The following is a 20807-nucleotide window of genomic DNA, read 5'->3' as shown; positions in this document are numbered from 1 at the left end:
CTCGACCGGAGGCCCGCCGCCATGACGCGCCTGATCAACCTGCACCCGGACCGCGTCTCGCGCGTGGTCCTCGGCCTGCTGCCGTTCCTGCTGATCCTGGCGGCGTATCTGGTCGCCTCGGCCGATCGCCTGGCCGCCAATCCCAATGACAAGCTGCTGCCGGGGTTCGGCGCCATCGCCGATGCCTTCTGGCGCATGGCCAGCGAGCCGAGCGGGCGCACCGGCGAGCTGCTGCTGTGGGCCGACACCGGCGCCAGCCTGGTGCGCCTGGCCTGGGGGCTCGGCATCGCCGGCGCCATCGGCCTGGCGTTCGGCGTCGCCAACGGCGTGCTGCCGCTGGTGCGCGCCGGGCTGTCGCCGCTGTTCGCCGGCCTGTCGCTGATTCCACCGATGGCGATCCTGCCGATCCTGTTCATCGTCTTCGGCCTCGGTGAAGTCTCCAAGGTGGCGCTGATCGTCATCGGCATCGCGCCGGTGATCGTGCGCGACCTGCAGGCGCGCACCCTGGAGCTGCCGCAGGAGCTGCTGATCAAGGCGCAGACGCTCGGCGCCAATTCCTGGACGCTGGTGCTGCGCGTGGTGCTGCCGCAGGTGTTGCCGCGGCTGCTCGATGCGCTGCGCCTGTCGCTCGGCGCCGCCTGGCTGTTCCTGATCGCCGCCGAGGCGATCGCCGCCAGCGAGGGGCTCGGCTACCGCATCTTCCTGATGCGCCGCTATCTGTCGATGGACGTGATCCTGCCCTACGTGGCGTGGATCACGCTGCTCGCCTTCATCATCGACTGGAGTCTGCGCACGCTGCAGCGCCGCGCCTTCCCCTGGTTCGCGCGGGTGGCCGGAGGTGGCCGATGAGCGGCGTCACCATCCGCAACGTCTGGAAGGAATACGCCGGCCAGACCGTGCTCGAACGCCTCAACCTGCACGTGGCGAGCGGTGAATTCGTCACCATCGTCGGCGCCTCGGGCTGCGGCAAGACCACCTTCCTGCGCATGCTGCTCGGTCAGGAGAGCCCGACGCGCGGCACCATCCTGCTCGACGGTCAGCCGCTACCGGCGGAGCCGGGGCCGGAGCGCGGCATCGTCTTCCAGCGCTATTCGGTGTTCCCGCACCTGAGCGCGCTGGACAACGTCACGCTGGCGCTGGAGCTGCCGGCCTCGCCGGTGCTCGGCCGCCTGTTCGCCCGCGAAAAGCGCATCGCCCGCGACAAGGCCGCGGCGATGCTGCGCGCGGTCGGCCTGGAGCACGCCTTCGACCGCTACCCGAGCGAGCTGTCGGGCGGCATGCAGCAGCGTCTGGCGATCGCCCAGTCGCTGGTCAGCGCACCGAAGGTGCTGCTGCTCGACGAGCCCTTCGGCGCGCTCGATCCGGGCATCCGCGGCGACATGCAGGCGCTGATCCGCCAGATCTGGCAGCAAACCGGGGTGACGGTGTTCATGATCACCCACGACCTGCCGGAAGCCTTCGCCCTCGGCAGCCGCGTGCTGGTGTTCGACAAGCCGCGCATCGACCCGCAGGCGCCGCAGGCCTACGGCGCCACCATCACCTATGACATTCCGCTGCGTGGACGTCCGGGCCAGGTGCCGGACGCGCTGGTGCAGCGCCTTTCTTCCGCCCCCGGGGCACCCAACGAGGAAGCGTCCTGATGAGCAGCTATTCACCCGACAAGGTCGTCCATGCCGAGCGCCTGCACGGCGCCGAGAGCTGGTCCTTCGTGCTGCGTCGCGGCTACACGCTGCGCCTGACCGACATCGAGGGCGGTGCCAACGTCGCCCTGCTGGCCTACAACGCCGCGCAGCCGCTCGAACGCTACAACATGCCGGACACGCTGAAGTGCCAGCACACCTTCCTGCTCACCGCCGGCCACTGCCTGTACTCGGACATGGGCCACATCCTGCTGTCGATCGCCGAGGACAGCGTCGGCTGGCACGACACCGTCTGCGGCATCGCCGACCGTGCCGAGACCGAGGCCAAGTACGGCGTCGGTGACTACCAGACGCTGCGCAACGGTTTCCACATCAGCGGCCGCGAGCGCTTCCTCATCGAGCTCGGCAAGCACGGCCTGGGCAAGCGCGACATGGCGGCGAACGTCAATTTCTTCTCCAAGGTCAGCGCCGACGGCGAAGGCCGGCTGAGCTACGTCGCCGGTCATTCCAAGGCCGGCGATCACGTCGACCTGCGCGCCGAGATGGACGTGCTGGTGGTGCTCAACACCTGTCAGCACCCGCTCGACCCGGCGCGCGCCTGGGCGCCGAAGCCGGTCCAGCTCGAAGTCTGGGCCTCCGGCACGATGACGCCGGACGACATCTGCTACCGCTCGCGCCCGGAAAACGCCCGCGGCTACGAGAACACCCGCCGCTGCTTCTGCCAGCACGAGCACGCCTGAGGAATCCGCCATGTTGAAGGAAAGTCCGCTCGATCCCGCCGCCGCCATCCACGACGAGGTGGTGCCCGCCGGCCAGCCCTGGCTCTACGAGGTCAAGGCCGGCCAGACCCTGCGCATCGCCGACCTCGAAGGCAACCAGGCGGTCGATACGCTGTTCTACAACGCCCGCGATCCGAGCGAGCGCTACAGCGCCGTCGACACCATCCGCGCGCAGGGCGCGCTGTACCTGTCGGCCGGCACCCGGCTGATGTCGACCGAGAACCGGGTGATGGGCGAGATCGTCGCCGACACCTGCGGCCGCCACGACACGCTGGGCGGTGCCTGTGCCGCCGAGTCCAACCAGATCCGCTACGCGCTGGAAAAGCGCTACATGCACTCCTGCCGCGACAGCTTCCTGCTGGCGATCAGCCGCGACGGGCGCATGGACAAGCGCGATCTGACGCACAACATCAACTTCTTCATGAACGTGCCGGTGACGCCGGCCGGCGGCCTGACCTTCGAGGACGGCGTCTCGGCGCCGGGCAAGTACGTCGAGATCCGCGCCGAGATGGACCTGCTGGTGCTGGTCTCCAACTGCCCGCAGCTCAACAACCCCTGCAATGCCTACAACCCGACGCCGGTGCGGATGCTGGTGTGGGCGGCCTGAGGCGCTGATACGGCCGACGCCTGTGGCGTTTGCCTGCGCACGGGGACGACCCCGCGCGTGTTCCGGATTTCCGGCGGGACGACCCGCCACCGGCATGGAAAATCCGCCATGTTCGATACCGTCCTGATCGCCAATCGCGGCGCCATCGCCTGTCGCATCATCCGCACGCTCAGGCAGCTCGGCGTGCGCTCGGTCGCCGTCTACACCACCGCCGACCGCCATTCCCGCCACGTGCAGGAAGCCGACGAGGCGATCCTGATCGGCGAGAACCTGGCCGCCAGCAGCTACCTCGACGCTGAAAAAATCCTCGCCGCCGCGCGCGCCAGCGGCGCCCAGGCGATCCACCCCGGTTACGGCTTTCTCTCCGAGAACGCGGCCTTCGCGCTGGCCTGCGAGCAGGAGGGCATCGCCTTCATCGGCCCGACCGCGGCGCAGATGGAAGCCTTCGGCCTCAAGCACACCGCGCGGCGCATCGCCGCCGACAACGGCGCGCCGCTGCTGCCGGGCACCGAGCTGATCGAATCGCTCGATGCCGCCGTCGCCGCCGCCGCGCAGATCGGTTACCCGCTGATGCTCAAATCGACCGCCGGCGGCGGCGGCATCGGCATGAGCCTGTGCCGCGACGAGGCCGGCCTGCGCGAAGCCTTCGCCAGTGTGCAGCGGCTCGGGCGCAACAATTTCGGCAACGCCGGCGTGTTTCTGGAGAAATTCGTCGAGCGCGCCCGCCACATCGAAGTGCAGGTGTTCGGCGATGGGCGCGGCGAGGTCATCGCGCTCGGCGAGCGCGACTGCTCGCTGCAGCGGCGCAACCAGAAAGTCATCGAAGAAACCCCGGCGCCGCGGCTGGCGCCGGCGGTGCGCGCCGAGCTGCTGGCCAGCGCCGAGCGGCTGATGCGCGCCGTCGCCTACCGCTCGGCCGGCACCGTCGAGTTCATCTATGACGACGCCGAGCAGCGGTTTTACTTCCTGGAGGTCAACACCCGGCTGCAGGTCGAGCACGGCGTCACCGAGCTGGTCACCGGCGTCGATCTGGTGGCGTGGATGCTGCAGCTCGCCGCCGGCGATCTGCCGCCGCTGCAGACGCTGCGCGTCACGCCGCACGGTCACGCGATCCAGGCGCGCGTCTACGCCGAAGACCCGGCGCGCAATTTCCAGCCGCAGGCCGGGCTGCTGACACAGGTCGAATTCCCCGCCGGCGTGCGCTGCGACAGCTGGGTTGCGGCCGGCGTCGAGGTGCCGCCGTACTACGACCCGATGCTGGCCAAGGTCATCGTCCACGCCGGCGACCGCCCGGCGGCGCTGGCCGCGCTGGCCCAGGCGCTGGGCGCGACCCGGCTGGCCGGCATCGAGACCAATCTCGACTACCTGCGTCAGGTGCTGGCGCAGGAAGACTTCAGTGCCGGCACCCACATCACCGCGACGCTGGGGCGGTTCAGCTTCCGCCCGCGCACCATCGAGGTGCTGGCCGGCGGCACGCAGACCACGGTGCAGGACTGGCCGGGGCGCGGCGGCCACTGGGACGTCGGCGTGCCGCCGTCCGGGCCGATGGACGATCTGGCCTTCCGCCTCGCCAACCGCATCGTCGGCAACCCTCAGGGGGCCGCCGGGCTGGAGATCACCGTCAACGGCCCGACGCTGCGCTTCTACGCCCCGGCGGTGATCGCCGTCACCGGCGCCAGCGTGCCGCTCGAACTCGACGGCGTGCGCGTGGCGCAGTGGGCGCCGCTGGAGGTCGCCGCCGGCAGCGTGCTGCGCATCGGTCAGGCCAGCGACGGCGCGCGCGCCTACCTCGCGGTCAAGGGCGGGCTCGACGTGCCGTACTACCTCGGCTCGAAGTCGACCTTCACGCTCGGCCAGTTCGGCGGCCACGGCGGACGGGCGCTGCGCACCGGCGACGTGCTGCACTTCGTACCGACCGCCGCCGACGGTTCCGAGCGCGCGCTGCCGGCCGCGGCGATCCCACACTACGGCCGCGAGTGGACGCTGCGGGTGATCTACGGCCCGCACGGCGCGCCGGACTTCTTCACGCCGGCCGGCATCGAGGCGTTCTTCGCCACCGCCTGGGAAGTGCACTACAACTCCAGCCGCACCGGCGTGCGCCTGGTCGGGCCGAAGCCGCAGTGGGCGCGCAGCGACGGCGGCGAGGCCGGCCTGCATCCGTCGAACATCCACGACAACGCCTACGCCATCGGCACCGTCGATTTCACCGGCGACATGCCGGTGATCCTTGGCCCGGACGGGCCGTCGCTCGGCGGCTTCGTCTGCCCGGCGACGGTGGTGCTGGCCGACCTGTGGATGCTCGGCCAGCTGCGCCCCGGTGATCACGTGCGCTTCGTGCCGGTCGACTTCGCCAGCGCCGCGGCGCTGCGTGAGGCGCAGCGCCGCTGGGTCGACGAGTTCGTCGCCGGCGCGCCGGAAATCACCCCGGTGCCGCCGCAGTCGCCGGTGCTGGCGCGGCTCAGCGACACGCCGGTCGAGGTCGTCTACCGCCCCTCGGGCGATGACTTCCTGCTGATCGAATACGGCCCGCACGTGCTCGACCTGGCGCTGCGCTTTCGCGCGCAGGTGCTGATGGAGCGCATCCGCGCCGCCGGCTGGGACGGCGTGCTGGAGATGACGCCGGGCATCCGCTCGCTGCAGATCCACTACCAGCCCGACGCGCTGCCGCTGCTGCAGCTGCTCGAACGCCTGCAGCATCTGGAGCGCAAACTCGGCGAAGTCGACGACGTCGAGGTGCCGGCGCGCATCGTCCACCTGCCGCTGGCCTGGAATGACAGCCAGACGCAGCGGGCGATCGAGAAATACGCCACCTCGGTGCGCAAGGACGCGCCGTGGTGCCCGAGCAACCTCGAATTCATCCGCCGCATCAACGGCCTGGACTCGATCGAGCAGGTCCGCGAGATCGTCTTCGGTGCCAGCTACGTGGTCATGGGCCTCGGTGACGTCTACCTCGGTGCGCCGGTGGCGACCCCGCTCGACCCGCGCCACCGCCTGGTGACCACCAAGTACAACCCGGCGCGCACCTGGACGCCGGAAAACGCCGTCGGCATCGGCGGCTCCTACCTGTGCGTCTACGGCATGGAAGGCCCCGGCGGCTACCAGTTCGTCGGCCGCACCGTGCAGATGTGGAACCGTTACCACCGCACCGCCGAGTTCCCCAAGCCCTGGCTGCTGCGCTTTTTCGACCAGATCCGCTTCTACGAAGTCAGCGAGGACGAACTGCTGCAGCTGCGCGAGGACTTCCCGCAGGGGCGCTTCGGTCTGCGCATCGAGGAAACCCGCTTCAGCCTGCGCCGCTACCGCGAGTTCCTCGATGCCAACGCCGAATCGATCGCCCGCTTCGAGGCCCGGCGCAGTGCCGCCTTCGCCGCCGAGCGCGCACGCTGGGCGCAGAGCGGGCAGGACCAGTTCAGTGCCGAGGAGCTCGACAGCGCGCTCGAAGGCGCCGAGCTGGCCCTCGCCGAAGCCGAGATCGCCGTCGAGGCGCACGTGCCGGGCAGCGTCTGGCAGGTGCTGGTGGAGGAGGGCGCCAGCGTCAGCGCCGGCCAGCCGCTGGTGGTGCTGGAGAGCATGAAGATGGAAATCACGCTCGCCGCACCGGCCGCCGGCACCGTCAGCCGCGTGCTGTGCAAGCCCGGCAGCCAGATCGCCGCCGGCGCGCGCCTGCTGGTGCTCGATACCGCCAGCGCCTGAGCCCGTCTGCCCGGGGCCGCAGCCCCGGGCCTGCATGCCTGTGAATCCTGATTCCGGCGGCGCTCGGCGCCGCCCGCCTGATTGCCGGAGACCGACCGATGCCTACCCGTCCCGACCTGCGCATTGCCAGCCTGCGCCGTGATTACCTCGCCGGCCGGCGCACGCCGCGCGGCGTGCTTGCCGAGATCCTCGCGCGCATCCCGCAGCACGCCGACGATCACATCTTCATCCACGCGCTGAGCGCCGCCGAGCTCGAACCCTACCTGGCCGCGCTCGATGGCCGCGACCCGGCCAGCCTGCCGCTGTACGGCGTGCCCTTCGTCATCAAGGACAACATCGACCTCGCCGGCGTGCCGACCACCGCCGCCTGCCCGGCTTTCGCCTACCAGCCGGTCGAGTCGGCGCAGGTGGTCGCCCGCTTGATCGCCGCCGGTGCGCTCCCGGTCGGCAAGGGCAATCTCGACCAGTTCGCTACCGGCCTGGTCGGCGCGCGTTCGCCGTATGGCGCCACGCGCAATGCCTACAACCCGGACTACGTTTCCGGCGGCTCCAGCGGCGGTTCGGCGGTCGCCGTCGCCCACGGCCTGGCGAGCTTCTCGCTTGGCACCGACACCGCCGGCTCCGGGCGTGTGCCGGCGGCGTTCAATGCGCTGGTCGGCGTCAAACCGAGCAAGGGCCTGCTGTCGACGCGCGGCGTGGTGCCGGCCTGCCGCAGCCTCGACTGCGTGTCGATCTTCGCGCTGGATACCGCCGATGCCGATGCCGTGCTGGCCGTTGCCGCCGGCTTCGACGCTGCTGATGCCTATGCCCGTGAGCTGCCGCTGGCCGCTGCCGACACGCCGCCACGCTTTCGCTTCGGCGTGCCGGCGGCGGCGCAGCTCGAATTCTGCGGCGACGAGGAAATGCCGGCGCGCTTCGCCGCGGCAGTGGCACAGATGGTCGCCGCCGGCGGCGAGGCGGTGACGATCGACTTCACGCCCTTCGCCGAGGCCGCGCGCCTGCTCTATGAAGGGCCGTGGGTGGCCGAGCGCTACGCCGCGATCGAGGACTTCATCCGCAGCCAGCCGCAGGCGCTGCTGCCGGTGACGCGCGCGATCATCGAGCCGGGCGGCCAGCTCGGCGCGGTGGCGGCGTTCAAGGCGCAGTACCGCCTGCTCGAACTCAAGCGCCAGGCCGACGCCATCCTCGCCGGCGTCGATTTCATCCTCACGCCGACCGCGCCGCGCGCCTATCGCCTCGCTGAGGTCGACGCCGAGCCGATCCGCCTCAACTCGAACCTCGGCCTCTACACCAACTTCATGAATCTGCTCGACTACGCCGCGCTCGCCGTGCCCGGCGAGGGGCTGTTGAGCAGCGGTCTGCCGTGGGGCGTGACGCTGTTCGCGGCCGCCGGCAGCGATCGCCGCCTGCTTGCCTTTGGCGCGCGCTTCGCCGCCGCCGCGCCACCGAGCATCGAACTGCTGGTGTGCGGCGCGCACCTGTCCGGCCTGCCGCTCAACCACCAGCTCACCGAGCGCGGCGCGACGCTGCTCAGCGCCACCCGCACCGCGCCGCATTACCGCTTCTACGCGCTGGCCGGCGGACCGCCGCTGCGCCCGGGGCTGATCCGCGACGAGGCCAATGGCGCGGCGATCGAGGTCGAGGTCTGGTCGATGCCGCTGGCCGAGCTCGGCAGCTTCGTCGCCGGCATCCCGGCGCCGCTCGGCATCGGCAGCGTCGAACTGGCCGACGGCCGCTGGATCAAGGGCTTCATCTGCGAAGGCCACATCGTCACCAGCGCCACCGACATCACTGCCTGCGGCGGCTGGCGGGCCTATCTGGCGAGCCGCTGAGCCTGTCCCTGCGGCCCTTCCTGCTCAGGAGGAAGGGCCGGGGATGCGGGAAAAATCACAGCGCGCCGGCCTGGCGCCGGCAGGCCCGGCCGCCTCAGCGCTGGATGTGGAAGAACTCGATGATGCCGTTGCCGATGAACTGCACGCCGATGCACACCATCAGCAGGCCCATGACGCGGGCCAGCGCATCGAGGCCGTTGCTGCCGAGGCGGTTGGCGATGCGCGAGCCGGCGCGCAGCACCAGCGCGGCGATCAGGCCGACGGTGCTGATGCCGGCGACGGCGAGCGCATAGCCGATCAGCTTGAGCGTGGGGTGGTCGAGTTCGGCGATCGTCGTCGAGTAGCTCATCACCAGCGCCAGCGAGCCGGCGCCGGCCATGCTCGGCAGCGCCAGCGGGATCAGCGAGTAATCGTGACGGCGCTCGGCAACGCTTTCGCCGACGCCGTCGCTTTTCACCGCCGGTTGCGGAAACAGCATGCGAAAGCCGAGAAAGGCGACGATCAGCCCGCCGGCGATGCGCAGCGCCGCAATCGAGATGCTGAAGAACTCCAGGATCAGGCCGCCGATGAACAGCGCGATCAGCATGATGATCGTGGCGTTGCGTGCCGCCCGCGTCGCCTGCTGTCGGCGCTGGCGCTCGGTCATGCCGCTGGTCAGCGTCAGCAGCAGCGGAATCGTGCTGAACGGATTGGTGATCGCCAGCAGCGAGCTGACGCCGAGCAGGTAATGAGTGAGCAGGTCGCTGAGAGGCGGCAGGTTCATCGGCAGGGCCCGTGCGGGAAAGGTTCGCGCCATGATATAGGCTCGGCGCGGTGCTCGGAGTGTGCCGCTTACCGTGTGCACCGCGCGCGTGAAATTCCACGCGAACTCTTCAAACAGAAAATTGCTTTCGCACGAGTCCTACGCGCGTGCGTGGAATTTCACGCTAGAATCTTCATCCAAATAAATTGGATTTTTGCGTGGTAAACGCAAAAACATCAGTTATTTTGGAGCAACTGATGCTAGTAGAGTTTCGCGTCGAAAATTTCCGCAGCCTGCGGGATGAGCAGGTGCTCAGTCTGGTCGCTTCGAGCGACAAGACGCTGCGCGATACGCACACCATCGCGACCGGCCTCAACGCCGCGCCTCAGGTGTTGCGCAGCGCCGTGATCTACGGTGCCAATGCCAGCGGTAAGTCCAATTTGATCAAGGCGCTGCAGTATATGAAGGCCGTCGTCGTGGAATCGGCCACGGTGGTGCAGCCGGGCCAGACGTATGCGGTGCAGCCCTTCCGTCTCGATCGCCAGTCCGAGCGCGAGCCTACGAGCTTCGAAGTCACGTTCATCCTTGATGGAGTGCGTTATCAGTACGGCTTTGCGCTGACGCCGCTGCGCATCGTCCGCGAGTACCTGCTGGTCTACAAGGCGTTCAAGCCGCAGCGCTGGTTTGAGCGCCGAGTCGATGACGAGGGCAATGAGGCTTACACGTTCGGCCCCGGACTAAAGGGGGCCAAGAGCCTGTGGGAGACGGCGACGCGCTCCAATGCGCTGTTCCTGTCGATGGCCGTGCAGCTCAACAGTGAGGCGCTGCGGCCGGTGTTCGACTGGTTCGCCCGGCGGCTGGTGATTTTCAATGAGCAGGCGCAGGTCGGTTTGCAGACCTCCTTCCAGATGCTGCAGCAGCCCACTGCGCACCGGCGGATCTGCGATTTTCTCAGCGCGGCCGATATCAGCATCGCCGACATCGATATCCAGACGCGCAAGGTGCAGGGTCCGTCCGTCCACATCGACATGGCAGCGGGTAAGACCGAAGTGAAGATGGAGGAGACCGAGGAATTTCAGCTGCGCTTCCATCATGAAACCGAGCGGGGGGCGGCCGATCTGGATTTGATGGATGAGTCGAACGGCACGCGCGTTCTTTTGCACTTTGCCGGGCCGGTACTGGATATCCTCGATAAAGGGCTGACGTTGTTCATCGACGAGCTCGATACCAGCCTGCATACCTTGCTGGTGCGCAAGCTGGTGGGCCTGTTCCATCAGCGCGAAATCAATACCAAGAACGCTCAGCTGGTGTTCACGACGCACGATACCTCGCTGCTCGATGCAACGGGCTTGTTCCGGCGTGATCAGGTATGGCTGGTCAAGAAGGCACAGGATCAGGCGTCGCAGCTGATCGGACTGGCGGAATTCAGTCCGCGCAAGACCGAGGCGCTGGAGCGTGGTTATCTGCTGGGGCGCTATGGGGGCGTGCCCTTCCTTGATCATGCGCTGGGTCTGAAAGCTAATGGGGCGTGACGGCCAGCCAAAACATCGTCAAGCCCGCGATCTGGCGCGTAAGCGCCCGCAACGCGTGAGCCATGACCGCGTGCTGATCGTGTGCGAAGGCAGCAAGACCGAGCCGAACTACTTTCGCGAGATCATCAGGGCTTATCGGTTGCACACCGCGAGTGTGACGGTGTTGCCCTGCACGCGGGGTACTGCCCCTATCGCTGTCGTCGAGTGCGCGCGCGATCTGTTTGATAAAGGCAGTTGCGAACGTGGCATATCGCCGCGGGCATTTGAGCGGGTCTATGCGGTATTCGATCGTGATCAGCACGACAGCTATCGCGAGGCGCTGGATTTGGCCAAATCACTGGATGGCAGGCGGCGCAACGATGCAAAAGAATCGGTTTGCTTTCGCGCCATTGCTTCCGTCCCCTGTTTCGAACTCTGGCTGTTACTGCATTACGAAGATGTTTCGACATGGCAAGTCGATGTCGAAACAGTCATGCGTTGCCTCGGAGTGCGTTTCCCGGGCTATGCGAAGGGTTCGAACGATGTGTTCGCGAGGACGTGCGACCGGCTCGATACGGCGAAGCACCATGCCCGGATTCTAGCTGAGCAGTCAGATGCTTACGGTGCACCGGCACCGTATACCGCAGTGTTCGAGTTGGTGGAGCTGTTATGCAGCCTGCGAACGTAAGACGACACGTGCGGCTCGTGTCGGCGGCATACTCGTGGCATCGCCACGCGGTCGCCGAGATTGCAAGGTGCCGGCGAATCATCCAACCGATTCCATGATGCCCGTGCTGTGCCGGCCTGTTTGTGGAGGGGCTGCCTGATGATCGATGCCGCTCACATTGCCTTCCTGCGTCTGGGGCTGGCGGTCAGTCTGGCCAGCTGCGGGGCGGGGCGGGAGGTCAATCTGGCGCGGGGGATCGCCTGTCGGCTGAGCGCGGACGGCGCGCGGGTGGTGGTGTTCCTGCCGCTGCGCTCCTCGGCGGCGCTGCTCGCCGATGTCGCCGGCAACGGCCGCCTGGCGGCGCTGTTCACGCAGCCGTCGACGCACCGCTCGCTGCAGTTCAAGACCGATGACGCCCGCCGCTGCGCGATCGAGTCGGGCGATGCGGCGATCATCGCCGCCAATGTCGATGCCTTCGTGCTGGAGGTGATGCCGCTCGGCTTTACCGAGGCGATGATCCGTCACTTCTTTGCCTACGAGCCGCAGGATCTGACGGCGCTGGCCTTCACGCCGCAGACGGCGTTCGACCAGACGCCGGGGCCGCAGGCCGGGCAGGCGCTGGGGCTGGGGCTGGCGCCATGATCCGTCTCGATGCGATCCGCGACTGCATGGACGGTGTCATTCCCGGCATGCTCGGCACCTGCGACGCCGAGGGCGTGCCCAATATCGCCGAGCTGTCGCAGGTGCAGTTCGTCGACGACCAGCACGTCGCGCTGACCTACCAGTTCTTCAACAAGACCCGCCGCAACGTGCTGGCGAACCCGTTCGCCAAGCTGCTGCTGACCAGTCCGCAGACGCTGCAGCGCTACCGGCTGACGCTCGAATACCTGCGCACCGAGTCGGCCGGGCCGCTGTTCGAGGCGATGAAGGCCAAGCTCGCCGGCATCGCTTCGCACACCGGCATGAGCGGGGTGTTCCGCCTGCTCGGTGCCGATATCTACCGCGTGCACGCGATCGAGGCGCTGTGCTGCCCGACGCTGCCGCCGCCGCTGCCGGCGTGCAATCCGCTGGTGGCGCTGCGCCGCGGCATCGGCCGCCTGCAGCAGGCGGCTGATCTCGATGCGCTGCTGGTGGCCGCGCTCGATGCGCTCGAACTCGAACTGGGCATCGATCACGCGATGATCCTGCTGCTCGATGCCGACAGCGAACGGCTGTACACCATCGCCAGCCGCGGCTATCCGCATTCCGGTGTCGGCTCGGAGATCGCCATCGGCGAGGGCGTCATCGGTGTCGCGGCGCGCGAGCGCACGGCGATCCGCATCGGCCACATGACCGCCGAATACGGCTACCAGCGCGCGGTGCGCAGCGCCTTGCGCGACAGTGCCGAGCGCAGCGGCGTGCCGAGCGGGCTGGAAACCGAAATCCCGCTGCCGGGGCTGGCCAGCGCGCGCAGCCAGCTCGCCGTGCCGGTGCTGGCGTTCCGGCGCCTGCTCGGCGTGCTCTATGTCGAAAGCGTGCTCGACGAGCACTTCGGCTACGACGACGAGGATCTGCTGCTGAGCTTCGCCGCCCAGTTCGGGCTGGCGCTGCAATGGCTGCAGCAGAGCGGCGAGGAGGACGACGACGCAGACGACGCGCTCGCCCCGCCGGCAGCGGCGCTGCCGGCGCTCGAAGTGCGCCATTACGCCTTCGATCACAGCGTGTTCCTCGGCGAGGATTACCTGATCAAGGGCGTCGCCGGGGCGATCCTGTACGTGCTGCTCAGCGAGTATCTGGCCAGCGGCCGCAGCCATTTCAGCAACCGCGAGCTACGCCTCGATCCGCGCATCCGTCTGTCCGACGTCAGCGACAACCTCGAAGCGCGGCTGGTGCTGCTGCGGCGCCGGCTCGACGAGCGCGGCGCCGGCATCCGCCTGCTGCCTGCCGGCCGCGGCCGCCTGCAGCTGTGCGTGGCCGGGGCGCTGCGGCTGAGCGAGCTGTAGCCGCACCCGCCGGGCGGGCGCTTTCTTAAATCTTGGCTCACCGGCAGCTAAATCATTCTTCACTGTGCGCGGCCTCACCGGTGCCGCTTCAGGCGGCTGGCTAGAGTCGACCCCGGTTGTACCTGTACCCGGAGTCGCCATGTCATCCACCGCCATTTCCGGCAGCGCGCTGGCCTTGCTTGAGCGCATGCTGCTGATCCGTGCCTACGAAGAAAAACTCATCGCGCTGAGCGCCGGCGGGCAGTTTCCCGCCGTCTGCAGTTCGTTCGGCCAGGAGGCCGCCGCCGTCGGCGTCGTCGCTGCGCTCGGCGCTGCCGACCAGATCCTCACCAATCACCGCAGCGCCGGGCATCTGCTGGCGCGCGGCGCCGATCCCGGGCGCATGCTCGCCGAGGTGATGGGCCGCGTCGACGGCTACTGCCGCGGCCGCAGCGGCTCGCTGCACATCGCCGCGCGCGAGCTGGGCGTGGTGCTGACCTCGACCATCGTCGGCGGCGAGCTGTCGCTGGCGACCGGCGTCGCGCTGGCGCAGCAGACCCTCGGCCGCCGCGGCCTGGTCGCCTGCTTCTTCGGCGACGGCGCCGCCGGCGAGGGCATCTTCCATGAGTCGCTGAACCTCGCTGCGACCTGGGGACTGCCGATCCTCTACGTCTGCGAGAACAACCAGTGGCAGGCCTACGTGCACCGTCGCGAGACCATGCTCGGCGAGCACATCGCGCCGTGGGCGCAGAGTCTCGGCGTCGAGGCCGAGCGGGTCGACGGCAATGACGTGTTCGCCGTGCATGCCGCCGCCGAGGCCGCCTGCGAGCGCATCCGCGCCGATGGCCGGCCGCGCCTGCTCGAACTCAGCACCTACCGCCTGCGCGGCCACCTCGAACCCGACGATCCGCAGGCGGCCGACGCCGCCGAGCTGGCGCTGTGGCGCGAGCGCGATCCGCTCAGGCACTGCATCGCGACGCTGCTCGCCGGCGGCCACGCCGATGCCGCCGGCATCGAGCGGATGAGCCGCGCCGCGCATGCGCGCATCGAGGCCGCGCTGGCCTTCGCCGAAGCCTCGCCTTACCCGGCCGCCGACGAGCTGCTGGCCGATGTCTACGCCTGAGGACGCCGTGATGACCCAGAACGCTTCCATAAATCCGAGCAGCCTGCATCACGCGGTGATGAGCCTGAGCGATGCGCTCGACACCGCGATCGCCGAGGAAATGCGCCGTGATCCGCGCGTGCTGATGTTTGGCGAAGGCGTCGCCACCAAGCGTTGCGCGCTGCTCGATGAGTTCGGTGCGGCGCGCGTGCGCAACACGCCGCTGGCCGAGGCGATCATCGCCGGCACCGCGGTCGGCGCCGCCGCCAGCGGGCTGCGGCCGATCGCCGACCTGCTGTTCGCGCCGTTCCTCTGCTACGCGACCGATGCGCTGGTCAACAGCGCCGGCAAGCTGCGCTTCATGTCCGGCGGCCAGTTCGAGTTCCCGCTGGTGACGCTAGCGATGAGCGGCGGCGGCTGGGGCGTCGGCGCGCAGCACAACCACAACCTCGAAGCCTGGTTCGTCCACGCGCCGGGGCTGAAGGTGGTGATGCCGAGCACGCCGGCCGATGCCCGCGGGCTGCTGAAGGCGGCGATCCGCGATGACAACCCGGTGCTGTTCTTCGTCGACATCGGCCTGCTCTACCAGCCGGGCGAGGTGGCGCTCGATGCCGACATCGTGCCGCTCGGCCGTGCCCGCGTGGTGCGCGCCGGCACCGACGTCAGCCTGGTCGCCTACGGCAAGAGCGTCGGTGCCTGCCTCGAAGCCGCCGCGCAGCTGGCGGCCGCCGGCATCGAGGCCGAGGTGATCGACCTGCGCACGCTCAAGCCGCTGGATACCGAGACGGTGCTGGCCTCGGTGCGGCGCAGCGGGCGCCTGATCGTCGTCCATGAAGCGAGCCAGTCCTGCGGCGTCGGTGCCGAGGTGGCGGCGCGCGTCGCCGAACACGCCTGGTCGGCGCTGCGCGCGCCGATCGTGCGCCTGTGCGGACCGGACGCGCCGGTCGCCGCCAGTTTCCCGCTGGAACAGGCGTTTGCGCCGCAGCCGGCGGCGATCGCCGCCGCCGCCCACCGCCTGTGTGCCCGCGAACCTGCTGTTGCCGAGGTGAATGTATGAAGCGCTCTCTGTCCCTGGCCGCGCGCGGCGCGGCCGCCTGTACGCTGGCGCTGAGCGCCGCGGCTGCCGGCGCCGCGCCGGTGTCCGATGCCGCGCAGCTGGCGCGCGGTGCCCATCTGGTCGAGACCATCGGCTGCGCCGACTGCCACACGCCGAGCGTGATGGGGGCGAGCGGTCCGCAGAAGGATCTGGCGCTCGGCTTCGCCGGCCATCCGCAGGCGCTTGATGTGAGCCCGCCGCCGGCGCCGGCCGGCGGCTGGATCTGGGGTGGCTCGGCCAGCATGACGGCGTTTCACGGGCCGTGGGGCGTGAGCTACGCCAGCAACCTGACGCCTGACGCTGAAACCGGCCTCGGTCACTGGAGCCTCGAACAGTTCATCGCCACCATGCGCAGCGGCCGTCACCTCGGCAATGGCCGGCCGCTGCTGCCGCCGATGCCGTGGCAGGGCATCGGCAAGCTCGATGACGGCGATCTGGCGGCGATGTTCGCCTACCTGCAATCGCTGCCGGCGGTCGCCAACCGCGTGCCGGGGCCGCTGCCGCCGGCGGTGGCGGCGCGCTGAGCCGGCCGGCGCGGCCGCCGGCAGAGGCGGCTGTCGCGAAACTGTCATCGAAGCCCGGCACGCTCCAAAGCATTTTGAGCGCAACAGACGTGGCGGGGTTGAGTGGAAATTCGCAAGGTCGTCGCGCCGCTGCTTGCCGCGCTGCTGCTGGGCGCGGTCGGCACGGGCATCTGGTACTCACATGAACAGCTGGGCGCCGAGCGTCCGGCGATCGAGCAGGGCAGTACCCGGCAGACCGTGCTGCATGGCCTGATCGGCTCGGAAAAAGCGGCTTTCTTCGCTGATGCCCGCGTGCAGCAGGTGTTGGCCGGCCACGGCCTCGATGTCGTCGTCGAGAAGGCCGGCTCGCGGGCGATCGCCGCGCGCTTCGACCCGCAGCATTACGACTTCGGCTTTCCGTCCGGCGCGCCGGCGGCCGCCGAGCTGCGCCGCCTGGCCGGCAACCCCAACGTCTACACGCCGTTCTACACGCCGCTGGTGATCGCCAGCTGGCAGCCGATCGCCGCCATCCTGGTCGCCAACGGCATCGCCCGCGCGGACGCCGACGGCGATTACCAGCTCGATCTCAAGGCGCTGCTGGCGCTGGTCGGGCAGGGCCGTCGCTGGCGCGATCTGCCGCACAGCGAGGCCTTCGCCACCGGCAAGTCGGTGCTGCCGATGAGCACCGACGTGCGCAGCTCCAACAGCGCGGCGATGTATCTGTCGCTGGCGAGCTACCTGGCCAACGGCGAGCAGGTGGTGCAGAGCGGCGAGCAGCTGGCGCAGGTGCTGCCGCAGGTGGCGCCGCTGTTCCTGCGCCAGGGCTTTCAGGAAAGCTCCTCGGCCGATCCCTTCGAGGACTATCTGGCGCTCGGCATGGGCAAGGCGCCGCTGCTGGTCGCCTACGAATCGCAGCTCGTCGAGTTCCGCCTGCGCCACCCGCAGGCCGGCGGCGACATCGCCGTGCTGTATCCGCGGCCGACCATTTATTCCAAGCACGTGCTGGTGCCGTTCACGCCGGCCGGTGCGCGCCTCGGCGAGGCGCTGGAGAACGATCCCGAGCTGCGCAAGCTGGCGCACGAATACGGCTTTCGCACCGGAGGCGATGAGCACGGCCCGCGTGGCTGGCGTGAGCAGGGCGTGAAAGTGCCGGCGCAGCTCGTCGACGTCATCGAGCCGCCGAGCCATGAATGGCTGGAGCGGCTCATCGAGGGCATCGAGCAGCAATACCGATGAGGTAAGGACCATGGACACAGGTAATGGCGTGGCGGCGGCGGCCGAAGAGTTCACGCTGGAGCCGCCGCAGCCGGTGGCGGCAGTACCGACCGAGGCGGCGGCCGGCAAAGTCCGTCTAAAGCCCGAGGACCTGCAGGTGCTCGACACGCAGGTGCGCGGTTTCATCGACGAGATCACCGCGCACGACGTTCACGACGCGCGCTTCAAGGTCGCCGTCGAGCGCGTGCACAGCATGGGCAGCCGCGAGATCGAGGCCTCGGCCTCGGTCTCCAACCGCCTGCTTGAACGTCCGGTCGGGGCGCTGCACACCGGGCTGTTCGACGAGAACTCCAACATCGGCCGCGGCCTGGTCGAGCTGCGTCATCAGATCGACACGCTCGATCCGACCCGGCAGGGCGATCTGTTTGCACCGCGCCGGCTGCTCGGCTTCATCCCCTTCGGCAACCGCATGGCGGCGTACTTCGACCGCTTCCGCTCCTCGCAGTCGCACCTCAACGCCATCATCGCCTCGCTCAAGCGCGGCAAGGACGAGCTGCTGCGCGACAACGCCGCGATCGAGCAGGAGAAGGTCAACCTGTGGGGGCTGATGGAGCGGCTGGAGAAATACGTCTACATCGGCCGCAAGCTCGACGGCGAGCTGGAAGCCCGCGCCGCGCAGCTCGATGCCGTCGACCCGGACAAGGCGCGCGTGGTGCGCGAGGAAATGCTGTTCTACACCCGGCAGAAGGTGCAGGACCTGCTGACGCAGATGAGCGTCAACGTGCAGGGTTACCTGGCGCTTGACGTGGTGCGCCGCAACAATCTGGAGCTGAGCAAGGGTGTCGACCGGGCGACCACCACCACCGTTTCGGCGCTGCGCACCGCGGTCATCGTCGCCCAGGCGCTGACCAACCAGAAGCTGGTGCTGGAGCAGATCACCGCGCTCAACACCACCACCGGCAACCTGATCGCCGGCACCAGCCAGCTGCTGCGCGAGCAGGGCACCGCGATCCACCAGCAGGCGGCGTCGAGCACGGTCAACCTCGACCAGCTGCGGCAGGCCTTCCAGAACGTCTACGCGGCGATGGACGCGCTGTCCGAATACAAGGGCCGGGCGCTGGCCTCGATGCAGACCACCGTCGATGCGCTGACGCAGGAAGTCTCGCGCGCGCAGGAATACGTCGAGCGCGTGCGCGGCGAGGCGGCACCGGGCGCGGCCCTGCCGGCGCCGGGGGAGGTCCGGCTGTGAGCCGTGTCCGCCTGCGCGGCTGGCTGCGGGCGCTGGCCTGGCTGCTGTGCCTCGCGCTGCTGCCGGCCTGCGACCGCGACGACGGCCAGCGCGCGGCGCAGGCGGATGCGCAGGCGTTCTCGATCCTCGCCGGCTCCGAGCTCAAGCCGCTGGAAGCCGCCATCCGCCAGGCCGCGCACGGTGCCGGCGTCGAGCTGCGCTTCGAGTACGCCGGCACGCTCGACATCGTCGAGCGCATCGAGGCCGGCGAGCATTTCGACGCCATCCTGCCGCCGAACGGCGCCTATCCGGTGCTGGCGCTGAGCCAGCCGCCGCTGGCCCGCGAGAAGCTGTTCTATTCGCGCGTCGCTCTCGGCGTGAAAGCGCCGCTGGTGGCGGCGCTGGGCTGGGACCGGCAGGCACCGAGCTGGGCCGACATCGCCCAGCTCGCCGGCGCCGGCCGCCTGCGCTACGCGATGAGCAACCCGACCGCTTCCAACACCGGCATGAGCGCGCTGTTCGCGGTGGCTTCGGCTGCCGCCGGCAAGAGCGAGGACCTGCGCGTCGAGGAGATCGACGGCGCGCTGCTGCGCGCCTTCCTGCGCGGGCAGGCGCTGACCGCCGGCAGCTCCGGCTGGCTCGCCGATGCCTTCGTGCGCGAGGCCGACCGCCTCGACGCGATGGTCAATTACGAGGCGGTGATCCTGCAGACCAACCAGCGCCTGCCGGCCGACGCGCAGCTGCAGCTGATCTATCCGCGCGACGGCGTGATCTCCGCCGATTACCCGCTGATGCTGCTCAACGGCGCCCGCCGCGCCGAATATGAGCGCCTGGTCGCCGTGCTCAAGGCCGCAGCCTTCCAGCGCGATGCCGTGGCGGCGGCCTATCTGCGGCCGTCGAACCCGGACGCTGCGCCGGCGGCGGCGCTGCCGGACACGGCGGTCGCCGAACTGGCGTTTCCCAACCGCCTCGATGTCGTCGACGCGGTGCTCGCGGCCTACCAGAGTGACTGGCGGCGGCCGGCGACCTCGATCCTGGTGCTCGATGTCAGCGGCTCGATGGCCGGCGAGCGCCTGCAGTCGGTGCGTGCGGCGCTGCAGGCGCTCGCCGGTGCCGATGCGCAGCGTGCCAGCGCGCGTTATGCACGCTTCCAGCCGCGCGAGCGGGTGGTGTTGATCACTTTCGCCAGCGAGGTTTCGGCACCCGTGCAGATCGACTTCGCCGCCGGGCAGATCGCCAGCGGCCGCGACGCCGTGCTGCACTACGCCGGCGGGCTCGAAGCCCGCGGCGGCACCGCGGTCTACGACGCGCTGGAGCTTGCCGAGCGCATCGGCTCCGATGAGCGCACGCGCGATCCGCAGCGCCTCGTCAGCATCCTGCTGCTCACCGATGGGCAGAGCAATCAGGGCCTGCGCTTCGAGGACTTCCGCCTGCGCCAGGGCAGCCAGCCGTGGGTGCGGGTGTTCCCGATCCTCTACGGCGAGGGCAACGTTGCCGAGATGCAGGCGCTCGCCGAGCTGACCGGCGGGCGCACCTTCGACGGCCGCAAGACCGCGCTGGCGCAGGTGTTCAAGGACATCCGGGGGTATCAGTGAGCCCGCCCCGCGCGTTCAGGCTGCGGCTGCTGCTGTTTCTCTACAGCAACGCCAACATCGCCGGCTGTGCGCTGGCGCTGCTCGGCCCGCTGCTGCTGTTTGCCGGCGTGATCGGCCCGGGCTGGCTGGCGATCACCGCCGGCCTGTATGCCGCCGGCTGGCTGCTCGGCCGTCGGCCGCCGGCGCTCGAAGCCGACCTCGCCGACGGCCTCGATGCCGACGAGACGCTTGCCCGCCTCGATCGCCTGATCGCCCGGGTACGCCCGCACCTGCAGCTCGAAGCCGCGCGCCATCTGGACAGCGTGCGCGCCTCGGTCGCCGAAGTGCTGCCGCGCCTGGTCGGCGCCAGCCACCACGATGCCGATCTGTTCACCGTGCACGAGACGGTGCTGCGCTACCTGCCGGAAACCCTGGCCAATTACGTCGCACTGCCGCCGGTGTTTCGCATCAGCCATCCGCTGCAGGACGGGCGTACCGCACGCCAGCTGCTCGGCGAACAGCTCAGCCTGCTCGACGCCAAGCTGCGCGAGATCGTCAACAACGTCGCCGCCAGCGACGCCCAGGCGCTGCTGGCCAACGGACGCTTCCTCGAAGACAAATTCCGCCGGGTGGATTTTCTCGGGGCCTGAGCTGTCC

General features: G+C 69.3%; 18 protein-coding genes. 17 read left to right on the top strand and 1 reads right to left on the bottom strand.

From position 1 onward, the window contains the following. The first annotated feature begins 21 nt into the window (after positions 1 to 21). The 6 genes from C7443_RS00865 (at position 22) to atzF (ending at position 8551) form a co-directional block, all read left to right on the top strand. Positions 22 to 849: an ABC transporter permease gene (locus tag C7443_RS00865; protein WP_110016685.1), complete on the top strand. Its 828-nt coding sequence runs from the start codon at positions 22 to 24 to the stop codon at positions 847 to 849. Next, positions 846 to 1640: an ABC transporter ATP-binding protein gene (locus tag C7443_RS00860; RefSeq protein WP_110016684.1), complete on the top strand. Its 795-nt coding sequence runs from the start codon at positions 846 to 848 to the stop codon at positions 1638 to 1640. The genes C7443_RS00865 and C7443_RS00860 overlap by 4 nt, the downstream gene beginning before the upstream one ends. Then, positions 1640 to 2380 carry an urea amidolyase associated protein UAAP1 gene (locus tag C7443_RS00855; protein WP_110016683.1) on the top strand — a complete coding sequence of 247 codons (741 nt, stop codon included), beginning with the start codon at positions 1640 to 1642 and terminating at the stop codon, positions 2378 to 2380. Before C7443_RS00860 ends, C7443_RS00855 begins: the two co-directional genes overlap by 1 nt. 10 nt (positions 2381 to 2390) lie before the next feature. After that, a complete protein-coding gene (locus tag C7443_RS00850) occupies positions 2391 to 3026 on the top strand; it encodes an urea amidolyase associated protein UAAP2 (RefSeq protein ID WP_110016682.1) in 636 nt (211 codons plus the stop codon). Between the two features lie 108 nt (positions 3027 to 3134). Next, positions 3135 to 6719: an urea carboxylase gene (gene uca, locus C7443_RS00845; RefSeq protein ID WP_110016681.1), complete on the top strand. Its 3585-nt coding sequence runs from the start codon at positions 3135 to 3137 to the stop codon at positions 6717 to 6719. Positions 6720 to 6817: 98 nt separating this feature from the next. Continuing rightward, complete coding sequence (gene atzF, locus C7443_RS00840; protein ID WP_110016680.1) at positions 6818 to 8551, top strand: allophanate hydrolase; 1734 nt, start codon at positions 6818 to 6820, stop codon at positions 8549 to 8551. A gap of 94 nt (positions 8552 to 8645) precedes the next feature. Here the strand turns inward: atzF and C7443_RS00835 are convergent, their stop codons facing one another. Next, positions 8646 to 9314, bottom strand: a complete 669-nt coding sequence (locus tag C7443_RS00835) for a MarC family NAAT transporter (RefSeq protein WP_170123432.1) — start codon at positions 9312 to 9314, stop codon at positions 8646 to 8648. Positions 9315 to 9538: 224 nt separating this feature from the next. Here C7443_RS00835 and C7443_RS00830 point away from each other — a divergent pair, with 224 nt between their 5' ends. The 11 genes from C7443_RS00830 to C7443_RS00780 all read left to right on the top strand — a co-directional run bounded on the left by C7443_RS00830 (position 9539) and on the right by C7443_RS00780 (position 20800). Beyond that, positions 9539 to 10825, top strand: a complete 1287-nt coding sequence (locus C7443_RS00830; protein WP_425467058.1) for an AAA family ATPase — start codon at positions 9539 to 9541, stop codon at positions 10823 to 10825. Next, on the top strand, positions 10815 to 11492 hold the full coding sequence (locus C7443_RS00825) for an RloB family protein (RefSeq protein ID WP_110016677.1): 678 nt from the start codon (positions 10815 to 10817) through the stop codon (positions 11490 to 11492). Before C7443_RS00830 ends, C7443_RS00825 begins: the two co-directional genes overlap by 11 nt. A 138-nt stretch (positions 11493 to 11630) precedes the next feature. Next, positions 11631 to 12113 (top strand): hypothetical protein, encoded by a 483-nt coding sequence (locus C7443_RS00820; RefSeq protein WP_110016676.1) that lies wholly within the window; start codon positions 11631 to 11633, stop codon positions 12111 to 12113. Further along, the gene (locus C7443_RS00815) at positions 12110 to 13453 is read left to right on the top strand and encodes a GAF domain-containing protein (protein WP_110016675.1); all 1344 of its coding nucleotides are present in this window, start codon (positions 12110 to 12112) and stop codon (positions 13451 to 13453) included. The genes C7443_RS00820 and C7443_RS00815 overlap by 4 nt, the downstream gene beginning before the upstream one ends. 139 nt (positions 13454 to 13592) lie before the next feature. Continuing rightward, a complete protein-coding gene (locus C7443_RS00810) occupies positions 13593 to 14555 on the top strand; it encodes a thiamine pyrophosphate-dependent dehydrogenase E1 component subunit alpha (RefSeq protein WP_110016674.1) in 963 nt (320 codons plus the stop codon). Positions 14556 to 14565: 10 nt separating this feature from the next. Further along, positions 14566 to 15591 (top strand): alpha-ketoacid dehydrogenase subunit beta, encoded by a 1026-nt coding sequence (locus C7443_RS00805; protein WP_110016673.1) that lies wholly within the window; start codon positions 14566 to 14568, stop codon positions 15589 to 15591. Then, positions 15588 to 16154, top strand: a complete 567-nt coding sequence (locus C7443_RS00800) for a c-type cytochrome (RefSeq protein WP_110016672.1) — start codon at positions 15588 to 15590, stop codon at positions 16152 to 16154. Before C7443_RS00805 ends, C7443_RS00800 begins: the two co-directional genes overlap by 4 nt. Positions 16155 to 16256: 102 nt before the next feature. Continuing rightward, positions 16257 to 17369: a hypothetical protein gene (locus tag C7443_RS00795; RefSeq protein ID WP_110016671.1), complete on the top strand. Its 1113-nt coding sequence runs from the start codon at positions 16257 to 16259 to the stop codon at positions 17367 to 17369. Between the two features lie 10 nt (positions 17370 to 17379). Further along, positions 17380 to 18597, top strand: coding sequence for a toxic anion resistance protein (locus C7443_RS00790; RefSeq protein WP_110016670.1), 1218 nt, complete (start codon positions 17380 to 17382; stop codon positions 18595 to 18597). Beyond that, positions 18594 to 20171 (top strand): VWA domain-containing protein, encoded by a 1578-nt coding sequence (locus C7443_RS00785; RefSeq protein ID WP_110016669.1) that lies wholly within the window; start codon positions 18594 to 18596, stop codon positions 20169 to 20171. Before C7443_RS00790 ends, C7443_RS00785 begins: the two co-directional genes overlap by 4 nt. After that, a complete protein-coding gene (locus tag C7443_RS00780) occupies positions 20168 to 20800 on the top strand; it encodes a hypothetical protein (protein ID WP_246004487.1) in 633 nt (210 codons plus the stop codon). The genes C7443_RS00785 and C7443_RS00780 overlap by 4 nt, the downstream gene beginning before the upstream one ends. The last annotated feature ends 7 nt before the right edge of the window (positions 20801 to 20807 follow it).

It is taken from the genome of Plasticicumulans acidivorans (assembly GCF_003182095.1).
Classification (GTDB): Bacteria; Pseudomonadota; Gammaproteobacteria; order Competibacterales; family Competibacteraceae; genus Plasticicumulans; species Plasticicumulans acidivorans.
Note: the sequence above shows the minus strand (reverse complement) of the source record. Positions and strands in the feature narration are given on the sequence as shown.